Source organism: Leisingera sp. S2M4, from assembly GCF_055398055.1.
The window spans coordinates 363,971-378,589 of the sequence record NZ_AP040862.1 but is presented as its reverse complement, the minus strand read 5'-3'; the positions used below and the strand labels follow the sequence as shown (position 1 = coordinate 378,589).

General features: G+C 62.6%; 17 protein-coding genes. 14 read left to right on the top strand and 3 right to left on the bottom strand.

What is annotated here, in order from left to right; translation table 11 throughout:
• Genes ACZ52D_RS18045 through nqrF form a run of 5 tightly spaced genes read left to right on the top strand, consistent with a single transcriptional unit; the run spans position 1 to position 4,507 of the window.
• Positions 1-1,209, top strand: a complete 1,209-nt coding sequence (locus ACZ52D_RS18045) for an NADH:ubiquinone reductase (Na(+)-transporting) subunit B (protein WP_222455463.1) — start codon at positions 1-3, stop codon at positions 1,207-1,209.
• On the top strand, positions 1,202-2,005 hold the full coding sequence (locus tag ACZ52D_RS18040) for a Na(+)-translocating NADH-quinone reductase subunit C (RefSeq protein WP_464443221.1): 804 nt from the start codon (positions 1,202-1,204) through the stop codon (positions 2,003-2,005). The genes ACZ52D_RS18045 and ACZ52D_RS18040 overlap by 8 nt, the downstream gene beginning before the upstream one ends.
• A gap of 1 nt (position 2,006) precedes the next feature.
• A complete protein-coding gene (locus tag ACZ52D_RS18035) occupies positions 2,007-2,660 on the top strand; it encodes an NADH:ubiquinone reductase (Na(+)-transporting) subunit D (RefSeq protein ID WP_222455465.1) in 654 nt (217 codons plus the stop codon).
• Positions 2,660-3,268, top strand: a complete 609-nt coding sequence (nqrE, locus tag ACZ52D_RS18030; RefSeq protein ID WP_024092714.1) for an NADH:ubiquinone reductase (Na(+)-transporting) subunit E — start codon at positions 2,660-2,662, stop codon at positions 3,266-3,268. Before ACZ52D_RS18035 ends, nqrE begins: the two co-directional genes overlap by 1 nt.
• 15 nt (positions 3,269-3,283) lie before the next feature.
• Complete coding sequence (nqrF, locus tag ACZ52D_RS18025) at positions 3,284-4,507, top strand: NADH:ubiquinone reductase (Na(+)-transporting) subunit F (protein ID WP_222455466.1); 1,224 nt, start codon at positions 3,284-3,286, stop codon at positions 4,505-4,507.
• Between the two features lie 88 nt (positions 4,508-4,595).
• Here the strand turns inward: nqrF and ACZ52D_RS18020 are convergent, their stop codons facing one another.
• The 3 genes from ACZ52D_RS18020 to ACZ52D_RS18010 all read right to left on the bottom strand — a co-directional run bounded on the left by ACZ52D_RS18020 (position 4,596) and on the right by ACZ52D_RS18010 (position 5,914).
• Positions 4,596-4,961, bottom strand: coding sequence for a type II toxin-antitoxin system RelE/ParE family toxin (locus tag ACZ52D_RS18020; RefSeq protein WP_464443220.1), 366 nt, complete (start codon positions 4,959-4,961; stop codon positions 4,596-4,598).
• Positions 4,951-5,220 (bottom strand): ribbon-helix-helix domain-containing protein, encoded by a 270-nt coding sequence (locus tag ACZ52D_RS18015; RefSeq protein ID WP_464443219.1) that lies wholly within the window; start codon positions 5,218-5,220, stop codon positions 4,951-4,953. Before ACZ52D_RS18015 ends, ACZ52D_RS18020 begins: the two co-directional genes overlap by 11 nt.
• Before the next feature lie 169 nt (positions 5,221-5,389).
• Entirely contained in the window at positions 5,390-5,914 is a 525-nt protein-coding gene (locus ACZ52D_RS18010) for a CBS domain-containing protein (RefSeq protein ID WP_464443218.1), read from the bottom strand.
• 107 nt (positions 5,915-6,021) lie between these two features.
• Here ACZ52D_RS18010 and ACZ52D_RS18005 point away from each other — a divergent pair, with 107 nt between their 5' ends.
• From ACZ52D_RS18005 to ACZ52D_RS17965, 9 genes are all read left to right on the top strand, one after another.
• Complete coding sequence (locus ACZ52D_RS18005; protein ID WP_369925648.1) at positions 6,022-6,210, top strand: hypothetical protein; 189 nt, start codon at positions 6,022-6,024, stop codon at positions 6,208-6,210.
• An 80-nt stretch (positions 6,211-6,290) separates the two neighbouring features.
• A complete protein-coding gene (locus ACZ52D_RS18000) occupies positions 6,291-7,313 on the top strand; it encodes an FAD:protein FMN transferase (RefSeq protein WP_464443217.1) in 1,023 nt (340 codons plus the stop codon).
• 21 nt (positions 7,314-7,334) lie between these two features.
• Positions 7,335-7,574 (top strand): (Na+)-NQR maturation NqrM, encoded by a 240-nt coding sequence (gene nqrM, locus ACZ52D_RS17995; protein WP_222455472.1) that lies wholly within the window; start codon positions 7,335-7,337, stop codon positions 7,572-7,574.
• Positions 7,575-7,959: 385 nt separating this feature from the next.
• Positions 7,960-8,961, top strand: a complete 1,002-nt coding sequence (locus tag ACZ52D_RS17990) for a Gfo/Idh/MocA family protein (protein WP_464443216.1) — start codon at positions 7,960-7,962, stop codon at positions 8,959-8,961.
• 4 nt (positions 8,962-8,965) lie between these two features.
• Positions 8,966-10,570, top strand: coding sequence for an acyl CoA:acetate/3-ketoacid CoA transferase (locus ACZ52D_RS17985; RefSeq protein ID WP_464443215.1), 1,605 nt, complete (start codon positions 8,966-8,968; stop codon positions 10,568-10,570).
• A 7-nt stretch (positions 10,571-10,577) separates the two neighbouring features.
• The gene (locus ACZ52D_RS17980; protein WP_464443590.1) at positions 10,578-10,724 is read left to right on the top strand and encodes a hypothetical protein; all 147 of its coding nucleotides are present in this window, start codon (positions 10,578-10,580) and stop codon (positions 10,722-10,724) included.
• Between the two features lie 4 nt (positions 10,725-10,728).
• A complete protein-coding gene (locus tag ACZ52D_RS17975; RefSeq protein WP_464443214.1) occupies positions 10,729-12,300 on the top strand; it encodes an acyl CoA:acetate/3-ketoacid CoA transferase in 1,572 nt (523 codons plus the stop codon).
• On the top strand, positions 12,297-13,064 hold the full coding sequence (locus ACZ52D_RS17970) for an enoyl-CoA hydratase/isomerase family protein (RefSeq protein WP_464443212.1): 768 nt from the start codon (positions 12,297-12,299) through the stop codon (positions 13,062-13,064). The genes ACZ52D_RS17975 and ACZ52D_RS17970 overlap by 4 nt, the downstream gene beginning before the upstream one ends.
• 2 nt (positions 13,065-13,066) lie before the next feature.
• Positions 13,067-14,584 (top strand): aldehyde dehydrogenase family protein, encoded by a 1,518-nt coding sequence (locus tag ACZ52D_RS17965; RefSeq protein ID WP_464443211.1) that lies wholly within the window; start codon positions 13,067-13,069, stop codon positions 14,582-14,584.
• Positions 14,585-14,619: the final 35 nt, after the last annotated feature.

The following is a 14,619-nucleotide window of genomic DNA, read 5'->3' as shown; positions in this document are numbered from 1 at the left end:
ATGGGATTGCGCAGCTTCTTTGACAGAATCGAGCCGCACTTTGAAAAGGGCGGCAAATACGAGAAGTACTTCCCCGTCTACGAGATGGTGGAATCCTTCCTGTACACGCCAAAAACCGTCACCACCGTGGCCCCGCATGCGCGTTCTTACGTCGATATGAAGCGGATCATGACCTACGTGGTGATCGCAACCATTCCCTGCATTCTGTGGGGCATGTGGAATACCGGTTATCAGGCAAACTCGGCGATTGCCGCGCTGGGGGCCGATGCGGCAACCGGCTGGCGCATTGCCGTCCTGAACATGCTGGGCATTTCGCTGGATGCCGCGAACCCGATGGCGAACATCGCCCATGGTTTCCTGTATTTCCTGCCGATCTACATCGTGACGCTGGTTGCGGGTGGTATCTTTGAGGTGATCTTTGCCACCGTGCGCGGCCATGAGGTGAACGAGGGCTTCCTTGTGACTTCGATGCTGTACACGCTGATCATGCCGGCGTCGGCCCCGTTGTGGCAGGTGGCGCTGGGGATCATCTTTGGTGTGGTCATCGGCAAGGAAGTCTTTGGCGGTACTGGCAAAAACTTCCTGAACCCGGCACTGACCGGCCGCGCGTTCCTGTATTTTGCCTACCCGGCCAACATGTCCGGTGACTCTGTCTGGACCCCGGTTGACGGGTTCTCCGGCGCGACCGCGCTGGGTGTGTCCGCCGCCGAGGGCGTGCAGGCGCTGGCCGCGAAGGGCATTGAATGGTCCGATGCCTTCTATGGCACGATCCAGGGCAGCTTTGGCGAAACCTCGACCCTCGCTTGCGCCATTGGCCTCGTGTTCCTGCTGGCCACCAAGATCGCCAACTGGCGTCTGATCGTGGGCTGCCTGGGGGGCATGATCGCCTTCTCGATGCTGCTGAACCTGATCGGTTCCGACACCAACCCGATGTTCGCAATGCCCTGGTACTGGCACCTGGTGCTCGGTGGCTATGCCTTTGGCCTGGTGTTCATGGTGACCGAGCCGGTTTCGGCCAGCCACACCAACGTCGGCCGCTACATCTACGGTGCCCTCATCGGCGTCATGGTCGTGCTGATCCGGGTGCTGAACCCGGCCTTCCCCGAAGGCATGATGCTGGCAATCCTTTTCGGCAACGTCTTTGCACCGCTGATCGACTATTTCGTCGTGCAGGCAAACATCAAACGGAGGGCACGCCGCCATGGCTGATTCCGAAAGCAAGGGCCTGATTGGCCGCTTCCTTGCCGCATCGCCGGATTCGGTGGGCAAGACCGTGACCGTGGCGGTGGCAATCTGCCTGCTGGCCTCGATGATCGTCTCCGCCGCCGCTGTGAGCCTGCGCCCGGTCCAGGAAAGCAACAAGAAACGCGACAAGCAGCTGAACGTGTTGCAGGTGGCGGGGCTGTATCGGCCCGAGGAAAATGTGGCCGAAGCCTTCAAGGCCTTCGAACCGCGTGTTCTGGATCTGGAGACCGGTGAATTTACGGACCGCTTTGATGCGTCCAGCTTCGACGATCTGGCTGCCGCACAGGATCCCGAACTGAGCCGCGCTCTGGAGAACGACCCGGCCGGCATCGGCCGTCAGTCGCGCTACAAGACCGTCTACCTGCTGCGCGAGGAAAACGGCGATCTGGACAAGGTGATCCTGCCGATCCACGGCTATGGCCTGTGGTCGACCCTCTATGGCTTCATCGCTCTGGAAGAGAACGGCAACGACATCTTTGGTCTGCAGTTCTACCAACATGGCGAAACGCCGGGCCTTGGTGCCGAGGTTGACAACCCGCGTTGGAAGGCCCTGTGGCCGGGCAAGAAGCTGCGGGATGAAACCGGGGCGTTGCAGATTTCGGTTGCCAAAACGCAGGGACCGGCCGGACCGGAGCACCACATCGATGCCTTGGCCGGTGCAACGCTGACCTCCGTCGGCGTGGACAACCTGGTGAAATTCTGGATGGGCGAGGAGGGCTACGGTCCGTTCCTGAAAGCCCTGCAAGCGGGAGAGTTCTGATATGGCGCAGACCAAGAAAGACATGCTGGTCGACCCGCTGGTCGACAACAACCCGATCACCCTGCAGGTGCTGGGCATTTGTTCGGCGTTGGCGGTGACCTCCTCGTTGCAGGTGGCCTTCGTGATGACGTTGGCGGTGACTTTCGTGACCGCGTTCTCCTCGATGTTCATCTCCATCCTGCGCAACCAGATCCCGGGTTCGATCCGGATCATCGTGCAGATGGTGATCATCGCTTCTTTGGTGATCCTGGTGGACCAGGTGCTGAAGGCCTACGCGTTTGAGATCTCGAAGACCCTGTCGGTCTTCGTCGGCCTGATCATCACCAACTGTATCGTGATGGGCCGCGCCGAAGCCTTTGCCATGAAGAACCCGCCTGTGGCGTCCTTCATCGATGGCGTCGGCAACGGTCTGGGCTACGGGCTGATCCTGATGCTGGTCGGCTTCATCCGCGAGCTGTTCGGCGCTGGTTCGCTGTTCGGCGTAACCATCCTGGAGACCGTGAACAACGGCGGCTGGTATGTTCCGAACGGCATGCTGCTGCTGCCGCCCTCGGCGTTCTTCATCATCGGCCTGATCATCTGGGCGTTCCGCACCTGGAAGCCGGCGCAGGTGGAAGAGCGTGAATTCAAAATCCAAACCGTGGAGGCGCACTGATGGAGGGGCTTATTTCCCTGGCCGTCAAGGCCATCTTTGTTGAAAACCTGGCGCTGTCCTTCTTTCTGGGCATGTGTACCTTCATCGCGGTGTCGAAGAAGATCTCGACCGCGCTGGGTCTGGGTATCTCCGTCATGCTGGTGCAGGCCATCACGGTTCCGGCCAACAACCTGCTGCTGACCTACCTGCTGAAACCCGGTGCGCTGGCCTGGGCAGGCTTTCCCGATGTGGATCTGACCTTCCTTGGCCTGATTTCCTATATCGGCGTGATCGCGGCGATGGTTCAGATCCTGGAGATGATTCTCGATAAGTACTTCCCGCCGCTCTACAACGCGTTGGGGATCTTCCTGCCGCTGATCACGGTGAACTGCGCGATCCTTGGCGGTTCGCTGTTCATGGTGGAACGCGACTACAACTTTGCCGAGGCGGCGACCTATGGTCTGTCCTCCGGCTTTGGTTGGGCTTTGGCGATCACCGCAATGGCCGGTGTGCGCGAGAAGCTGAAATACTCCGACGTGCCGGATGGTCTGCAGGGCCTGGGCATCACCTTCATCACCGCAGGTCTGATGGCGCTGGCCTTCATGTCCTTCAGCGGCGTCAAACTGTAAGGGAGCGCGGAAAACATGGAAACTTTCACGCTCGGCGTTGCGCTGTTCACGGTGATCGTGCTGGCGCTGGTGACCATCATTCTGGTCGCCCGCTCCCGCCTGGTCTCGTCCGGCAACGTCAATATCACCATCAACGGTGAGAAAACCATCTCGGTCCCCGCGGGCGGCAAGCTGCTGCAAACGCTGGCAGCCGAAAAGCTGTTCGTCCCGTCCGCCTGTGGCGGCGGCGGCACCTGCGCGCAGTGCCGGGTGCGGGTGCATTCCGGGGGCGGCTCGATCCTGCCGACCGAGGAAAGCCACATCACCAAGCGCGAAGCCGCCTGCGGCGACCGCCTGTCCTGTCAGGTTGCGGTCAAGCAGGACATGGAAGTCGAAGTTCCCGAAGAGGTCTTCGGCGTCAAGAAATGGCGCTGCAAGGTGCGCTCCAACGACAACGTGGCGACCTTCATCAAGGCGCTGGTGCTGGAACTGCCCGAGGGTGAGGACGTCAATTTCCGCGCCGGTGGCTACATCCAAATCGAAGCGCCCGCGCATCGTCTGAAGTACACCGATTTCGATGTGCAGGAAGAATACCGCGAGGACTGGGACCGCTTTAACCTGTGGCAGTATGAATCTGTCGTGGATGAGCCGATCGAGCGCGCCTATTCGATGGCGAACTACCCGGACGAAAAGGGCATTATCATGCTGAACGTCCGTGTGGCGTCGCCCCCGCCGGGTTCGACGGATATTCCTCCGGGCAAGATGTCGTCCTACATCTTCAACCTGAAACCGGGTGACGAAGTCACCATTTCCGGCCCGTTTGGCGAGTTCTTTGCCCGCGATACGCAGAAGGAAATGGTGTTCATCGGCGGCGGCGCCGGTATGGCACCGATGCGCTCGCACATCTTCGACCAGCTGAAACGGCTGGAGAACCGCGACCGCAAGATCACCTTCTGGTACGGTGCGCGCTCGAAGAAGGAGATGTTCTTCGTCGAGGACTTCGACAAGTTGGCCGAGGAGTTCGACAACTTCGAATGGCATGTCGCCCTGTCGGATGCTCAGCCGGAGGACAACTGGAAAGGCTATACTGGCTTCATCCACAATGTTCTGTACGAGGAGTACCTCAAGAACCACCCGGCGCCGGAAGACTGCGAGTTCTACATGTGTGGTCCGCCGATCATGAACCAGTCGGTGATCAACATGCTGCTGGATCTTGGTGTCGACCGCGAAGACATCATGCTGGACGATTTCGGCGGTTAAGCCTCCGAGCCATCAAGACTGCGAAAACCCCGGATGCTTGCGTCCGGGGTTTTTGGCATTGGAGGCTTGAGGCCAGTAGGGGAGGGGATCAGCGCTCGCGCGCGGATTGGGCCGACAGCAGCCGCAGCAACATCTTTCGCTGATGGTCCTGCCCGCCAAAAAAGACCGCTAGCACGCGCAGCAGCTCTTTTTCTTCAACAAGGTCGAAATAGAAGATGGCGCGCCCTTTGGTGACGGAGCGCAGCCCCGCTCCGAGTTCCGGGCGCAGTGTGCCCTGGAACGGTGCCTTGGCCAGATCTTCCATCGTGCTCTCGATCGCCTGAACCCGTGCCGACGCACGATCGAGTGCGGTTTGCGGGTCTTCGCCGAAGCTGAGCGCGGCATCGAACAGAAAATCGAAGATTGCATCGAGATCCCGGGCGACATCTGCCGCCGCAACGACCTTATAGGCCATACTGCGCTTTCTTGCGGGCAAGCATGGCGCGCGTGCCTTGGCGCATCTCATCCATGCCAAAGAAGGGTCCGGTCCGACGGTCGTCAAGGAGGGCGCGCAGCGCTTCGGTCTCTGCGGCGCGCGCCTCGGTTTCGGCGCGCAGAAGCTCCAATCCCTGTTGCATCACCGCGCTTACACTGGCGAACCGGCCTTGGGCCACCAGGTCGCGGGCAAAGGCATCCTGAGATTCACTGAGGGAAATGGAAGCTTTGACGCTCATGGGGCATTCTCCGACCAGATGGACAGATTGAATGTATGCTACTGAGTAGTATTTTCAAGCCCCGCATGAAGGCCCCGCTTTTAGCGTTGGCGCCAATACGTCCTTTTATTTGCGGTGGTTCAGGCGCCTTCAGCGGGCGCCTGAAGAGATTGCATGTGAACTTCGGGGGTCAGCCGACGATCATCTGTTTCATGCGCAATGCTTCGTATTCCAGCTCTTGCAGCCTGAAGTTCACGACATCGCCGATGGTGATCATGCCGCAGAGATGGCCATCCTCCATCACCGGCATGTGCCGGAAGCGCCCCTCGTTCATGACCTTGGCCACGTCGATCAGGTAGTCTGACGGCGCGCAGGTCTTGACTTCGCGGGTCATCAGGTCGCTCACCAGTTGCGGCAGGGTCTGGCCCGGGGTTTCAGCCATGCGGCGCACGATATCGCGTTCGGACAGGATCCCCTGCATGGTGCCGTTCTGGTCGGTGACCAGCAGCGCCCCAATGCGCTTGTCGCGCAAGGCCTGGACCGCGTGGGCAATGGTGTCGCCAGGACGGATGGAAAAGACGGCATCGCCTTTCTTCTCCAGCAGCTTGGCCACCGTCGACTGGTCATGGGACAGCGCCGAGTCGGCGGTCTGGCTATAGGTGTGTTTGTCTGTCTTGTCGCCGCGGGTGGGCGGCTGGTAAGAGAACGGTGCCATAACGGTTTCCTCCTGGTCTGTGTCAGGTCTCGAGATCATCTTAACGCGGGATTGGATTCCTGAAAGGGTTGAAATTTCGCGAGCGCTAACAACGGCAGGAAAACAACATGTTCGATACGCTTTATCTGACGCCGGCAACGGGTGCGCTGTTGGTCTTCGTTGTGGTGGTTTGCGGCCATATGTATCGCAAGACCTGGAAGGATCAGCCGCCGGATGCGCGTCTGAAGGCCTGGCTGTTTGGCGTACCTGCGGCCTTGGGGTTGTTGGTGTTGGCTTTTGTACCGTTGAAGTTCTGAAGCGCGACGTGTCGCCGGTTTGACTCTGCCACGGGTCGCGGGCATACGTGCGCCAGCTTTTTGTTGCGGAGGCTCGTCACATGCCCAGATGGTTCCTGTTTTCCCTGATTCTGCTCGTCCCGGGGTGCTGGTTCGACAGCGATCCCGAGGAATTGCGCCTGTCAGGCAAGACCATGGGCACGACCTACAATGTCACCGCGATCGGCGTTGACCTGGATGCCGAGGCGCTGTTGGAGGCGATCGAAGACACCTTGGCTGACGTCAACGCCAAGATGTCGAACTGGGACCCCAATTCGGAAGTTTCCACGTTCTCGGCGATGGAGAGCACCAATCCGGTCGCGGTATCGCCTGAGTTCGTCACCGTAATGGCCGCGGCCAATGACGTGCACGCCAAGAGCGGCGGCAAGTTTGACGTGACGTTGGGTCCGCTGATCGAATTGTGGGGCTTTGGTCCCCGTAAGCCGGAAGATCCACTGCCTGCGGAGGACGCGATCAAGACCGCGTTGGAGGGGGTCGGGCAGAGCCGACTGCTGGCTTTGGATACCGAGCAGGGCACTTTGGCGAAATCCGCTCCCGAGGTCGGCATCAACCTCTCTGCCATTGCCAAGGGCTATGGAGTTGATGCCGTGGCCGAGACCCTGCAAGAGTTCGAGATCGAGAACTACATGGTCGAGATCGGCGGTGATCTGGTCACGAAGGGCGAGAACATCAAGGGAGAGCCGTGGCGCATCGGTATCGAAAAACCGGATGCCTCGGCCCAGACCGTGCAGCTGGTGGTGCCGGTCAGCGACCTTGGGTTGGCAACCTCCGGCGATTACCGCAACTACTTTGAACACGACGGTCGGCGGTATTCGCACATCCTTGACCCGGTTTCGGGGCAACCGGTCACGCATGCCACCACCTCGGTCACCGTGATTGCGCAGAACGCCATGCTCGCCGATGCCTGGGCCACCGCAATGCTGGTCCTTGGGCGCGAAGAGGGGCTGAAGGTGGCCGAGCAGCATAAACTTGCCGTGTATTTCATCGATAGAGATGTGACCGCGGGCGAAGATGCCTATATCACCGCCACCAGCAGCGCCTTTGACGCGCTGAAAGCCAACTGATCCAACGCGCGGGAGACCGACATGAGCACCTTTCTTCTAGCCTTCATCCTGCTGCTGATCATTACGCTTGGCATGTCGCTCGGTGTGATTCTGATGGGCAAGAAGATCAAGGGCAGCTGTGGCGGGTTGAACGCGATTTCGGGTGCCGACAAATGCGTGGTCTGCGCCAAGGATATTGATCCCAACAGCCCGCTGCGCGACAAGCTTCAGTGCAAGCGCGCGCGGCAAATGGTTGAGCGGATGGAGCAGGCGCAAGGCTGATCGGTTCCGCCGAGCCGCTTCAAAGGCGCTCGCGCGACGATTGCTTTTCCTTTGTTGAAAGCATGATTGCGATGATGATCCAGCGGCGCAGCAAGATGCGCCGCTGACGCTTGCCCAATTGTCCCTTGGGCCAGGTATTGGCCCTGTCCGGGCGCACCCCCAATTGAAATCTGATCGCTGACCAAATCAGGACGCGTGTGTTTCGGCGTCCACGTCGCGTGGCTCGTGTTTCGGTCTCAAACTGCGCGGCGTGATTAATCGGCGCAACGGCTGATCGACAGTCTGAATTTCCAGCGATGCTACAGGGGAAGCGATTTTGGTCGCTTGACTCATGGAACGTTCCAATATACCAGTATGGAACGTTCCATAAGGCGGGAGGAATAAGATGCAATGGGGACTCATCGGCGCCAGCACAATCGCGGCAGAGCATATGATCGGCGCGATACGTGCCCAGAATGGGCATTCTGTTAAAGCTGTCCTCAGCGCCAACGCGGAGCGGGGAGCGGGTTTTGCAAGCGCACATGGAATTCCGTCCTCCACCACCTCTCTGGACGAGATGCTGGCGGACGATGACATCGGCGCGGTGTATATCTCTACGACCAACGAAAAGCACCTGCCGCAGGCCATGGCGGCGATCGCGGCGGGAAAGCACGTGATGTGCGAAAAGCCGCTCGCGATGAGCGCGGCCGATGCGGCCAAGATGGTGTCCGCGGCCGAGGAGGCGGGTGTGCTGCTTGCCACCAACCACCACCTGCGAAACGCTGGCTCGCATCTGGCCATCAAGGCGTTGATCCAGGACGGCAAGCTGGGAGAGGTGCTGAGCGTCCGCATTTTCCACGCGGTGCTGCTGCCCGAACATCTGCGCGGCTGGCGGCTGAGCGACTCTGCCGCGGGTGGCGGCGTAATTCCCGACATCGTGGTTCATGACGCCGACACGGTGCGCTTTCATCTGGAGGAAGATCCGCAGGAGGTGGTTGCGATGGAATCTCACGGCAGCCTGTCACGGGGCGCGGAAGACGGGGCTATGTCGGTCTGGCGGATGCCATCGGGCGTGCAGGTGATGACCCATGAAAGCTTCACCCATCCCTTCGCGCCATCTGGTTTCGAAGTGCATGGCACCAAGGGGAGTGTAATCGCGCGCAACGTGATGACGCAGCGCCCGGTTGGCGAGATCGCCCTGATCACGGCCGCAGGCAGTCGCGAGGTCAGCTTTGCGACCCACGGGCTTTATGATCGGTCGCTGGCCCTGTTCGCGGATGCACTGAATGGCAACGGTCAGCCCTCCGCTACCGGGGTGGACGGGGTGAAGTCTCTCGCCGTGGCCGAGGCGGTGAAACAGGCAGCGGTCACTGGCCGCGCGGTCACAATCGATTACCACGGAGTTTAAGGTGATGAGCAAGGTTGTCCCGGCCGCCGAGGCGGTGGCCCGCATCGAAGACGGGCAGGTTGTGACCGTCTCCTCCTCCTCGGGTCTGGGCTGCCCGGACCTGGTGCTGAAGGCGCTGGGAGAGCGGTTTGACACCACCGGCCATCCGCAGGGGCTCACCACGCTGCACCCGATTGCGGCGGGCGACATGTACGGCATCAAGGGCATCGACCACATCGCCAAGGACGGGCTGCTGAGCCGCATCCTCGCAGGCAGCTACCCCTCCGGGCCGTCCTCCTTGGAGATGCCGGAGATCTGGAAGATGGTCACCGAAAACCGCGCCGCGGCCTATAACGTGCCCTCCGGCATACTCTTCGACATGCACCGCGACGTCGCCGCGCGTCGGCCGGGCGTGCTGACCAAGGTCGGGCTGGATACCTTCGTGGACCCCACCCGCGAAGGCTGCGCGATGAATGCGCGCGCCGCCGAAGCGCCGATTGTTTTCCGCCACGAGATGGCGGGCGAGACCTGGCTGCATTTCCCCAATGTCGTGCCGGATGTGGCGATCCTGCGGGCGACCACCGCCGATGAGCACGGCAACCTGACGTACGAACACGAAGGCGCCTACCTAGGCGGGTTGGAGCAGGCGATTGCGGTGCGCAACCATGGCGGGCTGGTGATTGCGCAGGTGAAGCGCGTGACCGCGCGCGGCAGCCTCAACCCGCATGACGTGCGGGTGCCGGGCCACCTTGTGGACCTGATCGTCGTCGACCCGGACCAGAAGCAGACCACGGAAACGCAGCACGACCCGGCAATCTCGGGCGAGATCATGCGGCCGCTTGATGGCTTTGCCATCCCGGAACTGTCGGTTGAGAAGGTGCTGGCGCGCCGCGCCGCGATGGAACTGAAGGCCGGGCAGACCGCGAACCTCGGCTTTGGCATTTCGGCGCAGGTGCCGCGCATCCTGATCGAGGAGGGGCAGGCGCAGGCCGTCACCTGGGCCATCGAGCAGGGCGCCGTGGGCGGCGTGCCGCTGACTGGCTTTGCTTTTGGCTGCGCCTCCAACGCCGACGGATATGTGCCATCGCCGCAGCAGTTCACCTATTTCCAGGGCGGCGGTTTTGACGTCTCCTTCCTGTCCTTCCTGGAGGTCGACGCGGCGGGCAACGTGAATGTCTCGAAGCTCGCCAAGAAACCCTATCTGACCGCGGGCTGCGGCGGCTTTGTCGATATCGTGTCGCATGCCCGCAAGATCGTCTTCTCTGGCTATTTCGAGGCCGGCGCGAAGCTGGAAATCACCGCCGAGGGGCTGCGTATCGCCGAGCCCGGCAAGTTCACCAAGATCGTCGAGCAGGTCGAGCAGGTCACCTTCTCCGGCAAGCGGGCGCTGGAGACCGGGCAGGACATCGTCATCATCACTGAGCGCTGCGTGATGCGGCTGACCGAAGCGGGGCTCGAAGCCTTCGAGATCATGCCGGGAGTTGATCCCTCGCGCGACATCGTGGCGGCCTCCGGCGGCCGGGTGCGGATCGGGGAGAACGCAACGCTGATGCCCATGGCCTTGCTGCGGGACGCGCCGATGGGGCTGAAGCAGTCGCGAGGTCAGCTTTGCGACCCACGGGCTTTATGATCGGTCGCTGGCCCTGTTCGCGGATGCACTGAATGGCAACGGTCAGCCCTCCGCTACCGGGGTGGACGGGGTGAAGTCTCTCGCCGTGGCCGAGGCGGTGAAACAGGCAGCGGTCACTGGCCGCGCGGTCACAATCGATTACCACGGAGTTTAAGGTGATGAGCAAGGTTGTCCCGGCCGCCGAGGCGGTGGCCCGCATCGAAGACGGGCAGGTTGTGACCGTCTCCTCCTCCTCGGGTCTGGGCTGCCCGGACCTGGTGCTGAAGGCGCTGGGAGAGCGGTTTGACACCACCGGCCATCCGCAGGGGCTCACCACGCTGCACCCGATTGCGGCGGGCGACATGTACGGCATCAAGGGCATCGACCACATCGCCAAGGACGGGCTGCTGAGCCGCATCCTCGCAGGCAGCTACCCCTCCGGGCCGTCCTCCTTGGAGATGCCGGAGATCTGGAAGATGGTCACCGAAAACCGCGCCGCGGCCTATAACGTGCCCTCCGGCATACTCTTCGACATGCACCGCGACGTCGCCGCGCGTCGGCCGGGCGTGCTGACCAAGGTCGGGCTGGATACCTTCGTGGACCCCACCCGCGAAGGCTGCGCGATGAATGCGCGCGCCGCCGAAGCGCCGATTGTTTTCCGCCACGAGATGGCGGGCGAGACCTGGCTGCATTTCCCCAATGTCGTGCCGGATGTGGCGATCCTGCGGGCGACCACCGCCGATGAGCACGGCAACCTGACGTACGAACACGAAGGCGCCTACCTAGGCGGGTTGGAGCAGGCGATTGCGGTGCGCAACCATGGCGGGCTGGTGATTGCGCAGGTGAAGCGCGTGACCGCGCGCGGCAGCCTCAACCCGCATGACGTGCGGGTGCCGGGCCACCTTGTGGACCTGATCGTCGTCGACCCGGACCAGAAGCAGACCACGGAAACGCAGCACGACCCGGCAATCTCGGGCGAGATCATGCGGCCGCTTGATGGCTTTGCCATCCCGGAACTGTCGGTTGAGAAGGTGCTGGCGCGCCGCGCCGCGATGGAACTGAAGGCCGGGCAGACCGCGAACCTCGGCTTTGGCATTTCGGCGCAGGTGCCGCGCATCCTGATCGAGGAGGGGCAGGCGCAGGCCGTCACCTGGGCCATCGAGCAGGGCGCCGTGGGCGGCGTGCCGCTGACTGGCTTTGCTTTTGGCTGCGCCTCCAACGCCGACGGATATGTGCCATCGCCGCAGCAGTTCACCTATTTCCAGGGCGGCGGTTTTGACGTCTCCTTCCTGTCCTTCCTGGAGGTCGACGCGGCGGGCAACGTGAATGTCTCGAAGCTCGCCAAGAAACCCTATCTGACCGCGGGCTGCGGCGGCTTTGTCGATATCGTGTCGCATGCCCGCAAGATCGTCTTCTCTGGCTATTTCGAGGCCGGCGCGAAGCTGGAAATCACCGCCGAGGGGCTGCGTATCGCCGAGCCCGGCAAGTTCACCAAGATCGTCGAGCAGGTCGAGCAGGTCACCTTCTCCGGCAAGCGGGCGCTGGAGACCGGGCAGGACATCGTCATCATCACTGAGCGCTGCGTGATGCGGCTGACCGAAGCGGGGCTCGAAGCCTTCGAGATCATGCCGGGAGTTGATCCCTCGCGCGACATCGTGGCGGCCTCCGGCGGCCGGGTGCGGATCGGGGAGAACGCAACGCTGATGCCCATGGCCTTGCTGCGGGACGCGCCGATGGGGCTGAAGCTGTGAGTGCGGTGCATCTCAATATCGAGGGCGCCGTGGCGGTGCTCAGGCTCGACAATCCGGCCAAGCTGAACGCGCTGACGCCGGAGATGCTGTCGGCCCTCGCCGGTCACTGCGACTCGCTGGAGCAAAACGCCGAGGTGCGCGTGGTGCTGCTGACCGGGAACCACCCCAAGGCGTTTTGTGTCGGGGCGGATATCTCCGCCTGGGCCGGGCTTCCTCCCGCGGGCTTTGCCCGCACCTGGGTGCGGGGCGGTCATCGTATTTTTGACCGTCTCGCACGCCTCTCCAAACCCACCATCGCGGTGCTGAACGGCCATGCTTTCGGCGGCGGGCTGGAGCTGGCGGCGGCCTGTGACATCCGGGTGATGGCTCCGAAGGCCCGCATTGCCCTGCCGGAAGCCGGCGTCGGCGTGGTGCCCGGCTGGTCCGGCACCCAGCGCCTGCTGCGGCTCCTGCCCGAGGGCGCGGTGAAGGAAATGGCCCTGTTCGGCCGCCAGCTGAATGCCGAGCGCTGCGCCGCCTTGGGCTTCGTCGCAGAAGTGGCCGAGGACCCGATGGCGCTGGCGATGGTGATCGCAGGGGCCGCCGCGCAGCTCTCCCCGCGCGCCACCGAGATCAGCAAGAACATGATCCACGCAGGGGCAGGCGAGGACAGCGCCGCCCTGATCGAGGCCCTCGGCGGCGGGCTGATCGCGGGATCGGACGACAAGGCCGAAGGCGTCGCTGCCTTTGCGGCCAAGCGGACACCGGACTTCTCAGGAAAATGACCATGGACACCCCCTACACTCTGATCCCGGCAGAAGCCCTGCCGTCGGACGCCGTGAACACCGTGCAGCACCTGATCAACGGCGAATGGTGCGGCAGCGAAGGCGGCGCAACCTTCGAGCGGCACTCGCCCGCGCATGGAACGCTGGTCTCCCGCATTGCCCGCGGCAGCGCCGCCGAGGCCGAGGCCGCCATCCGCGCCGCCCGCGAAGCCTTCGACGCGGGCGAATGGGCGGGTCTTTCGGGCAAGGAGCGCGCGGCGTTCCTGCTCAACGTGGCCGACCTCATCATCGAGAACCGAGGCCGCATCGCCCGGCTGGAGGTGCTGGAAAGCGGCAAGCCGATCAGCCAGGCGGAAGCCGAGATCGAAGGCGCCGCGGACATCTGGCGCTATGCCGCGGCCCTCGCGCGCACGCTGCATGGCGACAGCCACAACAGCCTTGGCAAGGACATGCTGGCGGTGGTACTGAAAGAGCCGATTGGCGTGGTTTCAATCATCACGCCGTGGAACTTCCCTTTCCTGATTGCCAGCCAGAAGATCCCCTTTGCCCTCGCGGCCGGCTGCACCTGCGTGGTGAAACCTTCCGAGCTGACACCTTCCACTACCGCCATCTTGGGCGAACTATTGATGGAGGCCGGGCTGCCCGCCGGTGTCGTCAACATCGTGCAGGGCTTCGGTGACCCGGTCGGCACCGTGATGACCACCCATGAAGCGGTCGACATGGTGAGCTTCACCGGCTCCACCCAGGTCGGCAAGGCGATTGAGAAGGCGGCGGCGGACACGCTGAAGAAGGTCTCCTCCGAACTCGGCGGCAAGAACCCGCAGGTGCTGTTTCCCGACGCAGACCTCGACAGTGCAATCGATGCCATCGTCTTCGGCATCTATTTCAACGCGGGCGAATGCTGCAACTCCGGCTCCCGCATCATCGTGCATGAGGACATCGCCGAAGAGGTCACCCGCCGCGTTGCCGAGCTGAGCCGCAAGGTGCCCTTCGGCGATCCGCTGCACCCGGACACCAAGGTCGGCGCGATTATCCACCAAGGGCACCAGGACAAGATCCAGAGCTACGTGCGCGACGCCGAAGCGGCTGGCGCGAAAGTGGAGCTTGGCGGCGCACCGCTCGAAGTGCCGGGGCTGGAGGGGGCCTTTTTCGCGCCCACCGTGGTCTCCGGCCTTACGCCGGACATGCCGATTGCCCGCGAGGAAGTCTTCGGCCCGGTGCTGGCGGTTCTGACCTTCAAGACCATGGATGAAGCCATCGCGCTGGCCAATGGCGCGAGCTACGGCCTGTCGGCAGGCGTGTGGAGCGAGAACATTCACACCTGCCTCGAATTCAGCCGCCGGGTGCAGGCTGGCACGGTCTGGACCAACACCTGGATGGACGGCTTTGCCGAGCTGCCCTTTGGCGGGGTCAAGGAAAGCGGCCAGGGCCGCGAGCTGGGCCGCTACGGGCTGGAGGAGTTTCTGGAAGTGAAAACGGTGCAGATGCGGATCGGCCGCACCCGCGCCAAGTGGGTCTGATCCGCGACAGACGGATCATCCGAGTTGCAACCAAG

What these genes read in the sequence shown, in the direction of transcription:
- ACZ52D_RS18045 (WP_222455463.1), top strand. Translation starts at nt 1, where the DNA reads ATGGGATTGCGCAGCTTCTTTGACAGAATCGAGCCGCACTTTGAAAAG.
- ACZ52D_RS18040 (WP_464443221.1), top strand. Translation starts at nt 1,202, where the DNA reads ATGGCTGATTCCGAAAGCAAGGGCCTGATTGGCCGCTTCCTTGCCGCA.
- ACZ52D_RS18035 (WP_222455465.1), top strand. Translation starts at nt 2,007, where the DNA reads ATGGCGCAGACCAAGAAAGACATGCTGGTCGACCCGCTGGTCGACAAC.
- nqrE (WP_024092714.1), top strand. Translation starts at nt 2,660, where the DNA reads ATGGAGGGGCTTATTTCCCTGGCCGTCAAGGCCATCTTTGTTGAAAAC.
- nqrF (WP_222455466.1), top strand. Translation starts at nt 3,284, where the DNA reads ATGGAAACTTTCACGCTCGGCGTTGCGCTGTTCACGGTGATCGTGCTG.
- ACZ52D_RS18020 (WP_464443220.1), bottom strand. Translation starts at nt 4,961, where the DNA reads ATGGCCTATAAGGTCGTTGCGGCGGCAGATGTCGCCCGGGATCTCGAT.
- ACZ52D_RS18015 (WP_464443219.1), bottom strand. Translation starts at nt 5,220, where the DNA reads ATGAGCGTCAAAGCTTCCATTTCCCTCAGTGAATCTCAGGATGCCTTT.
- ACZ52D_RS18010 (WP_464443218.1), bottom strand. Translation starts at nt 5,914, where the DNA reads ATGGCACCGTTCTCTTACCAGCCGCCCACCCGCGGCGACAAGACAGAC.
- ACZ52D_RS18005 (WP_369925648.1), top strand. Translation starts at nt 6,022, where the DNA reads ATGTTCGATACGCTTTATCTGACGCCGGCAACGGGTGCGCTGTTGGTC.
- ACZ52D_RS18000 (WP_464443217.1), top strand. Translation starts at nt 6,291, where the DNA reads ATGCCCAGATGGTTCCTGTTTTCCCTGATTCTGCTCGTCCCGGGGTGC.
- nqrM (WP_222455472.1), top strand. Translation starts at nt 7,335, where the DNA reads ATGAGCACCTTTCTTCTAGCCTTCATCCTGCTGCTGATCATTACGCTT.
- ACZ52D_RS17990 (WP_464443216.1), top strand. Translation starts at nt 7,960, where the DNA reads ATGCAATGGGGACTCATCGGCGCCAGCACAATCGCGGCAGAGCATATG.
- ACZ52D_RS17985 (WP_464443215.1), top strand. Translation starts at nt 8,966, where the DNA reads ATGAGCAAGGTTGTCCCGGCCGCCGAGGCGGTGGCCCGCATCGAAGAC.
- ACZ52D_RS17975 (WP_464443214.1), top strand. Translation starts at nt 10,729, where the DNA reads ATGAGCAAGGTTGTCCCGGCCGCCGAGGCGGTGGCCCGCATCGAAGAC.
- ACZ52D_RS17965 (WP_464443211.1), top strand. Translation starts at nt 13,067, where the DNA reads ATGGACACCCCCTACACTCTGATCCCGGCAGAAGCCCTGCCGTCGGAC.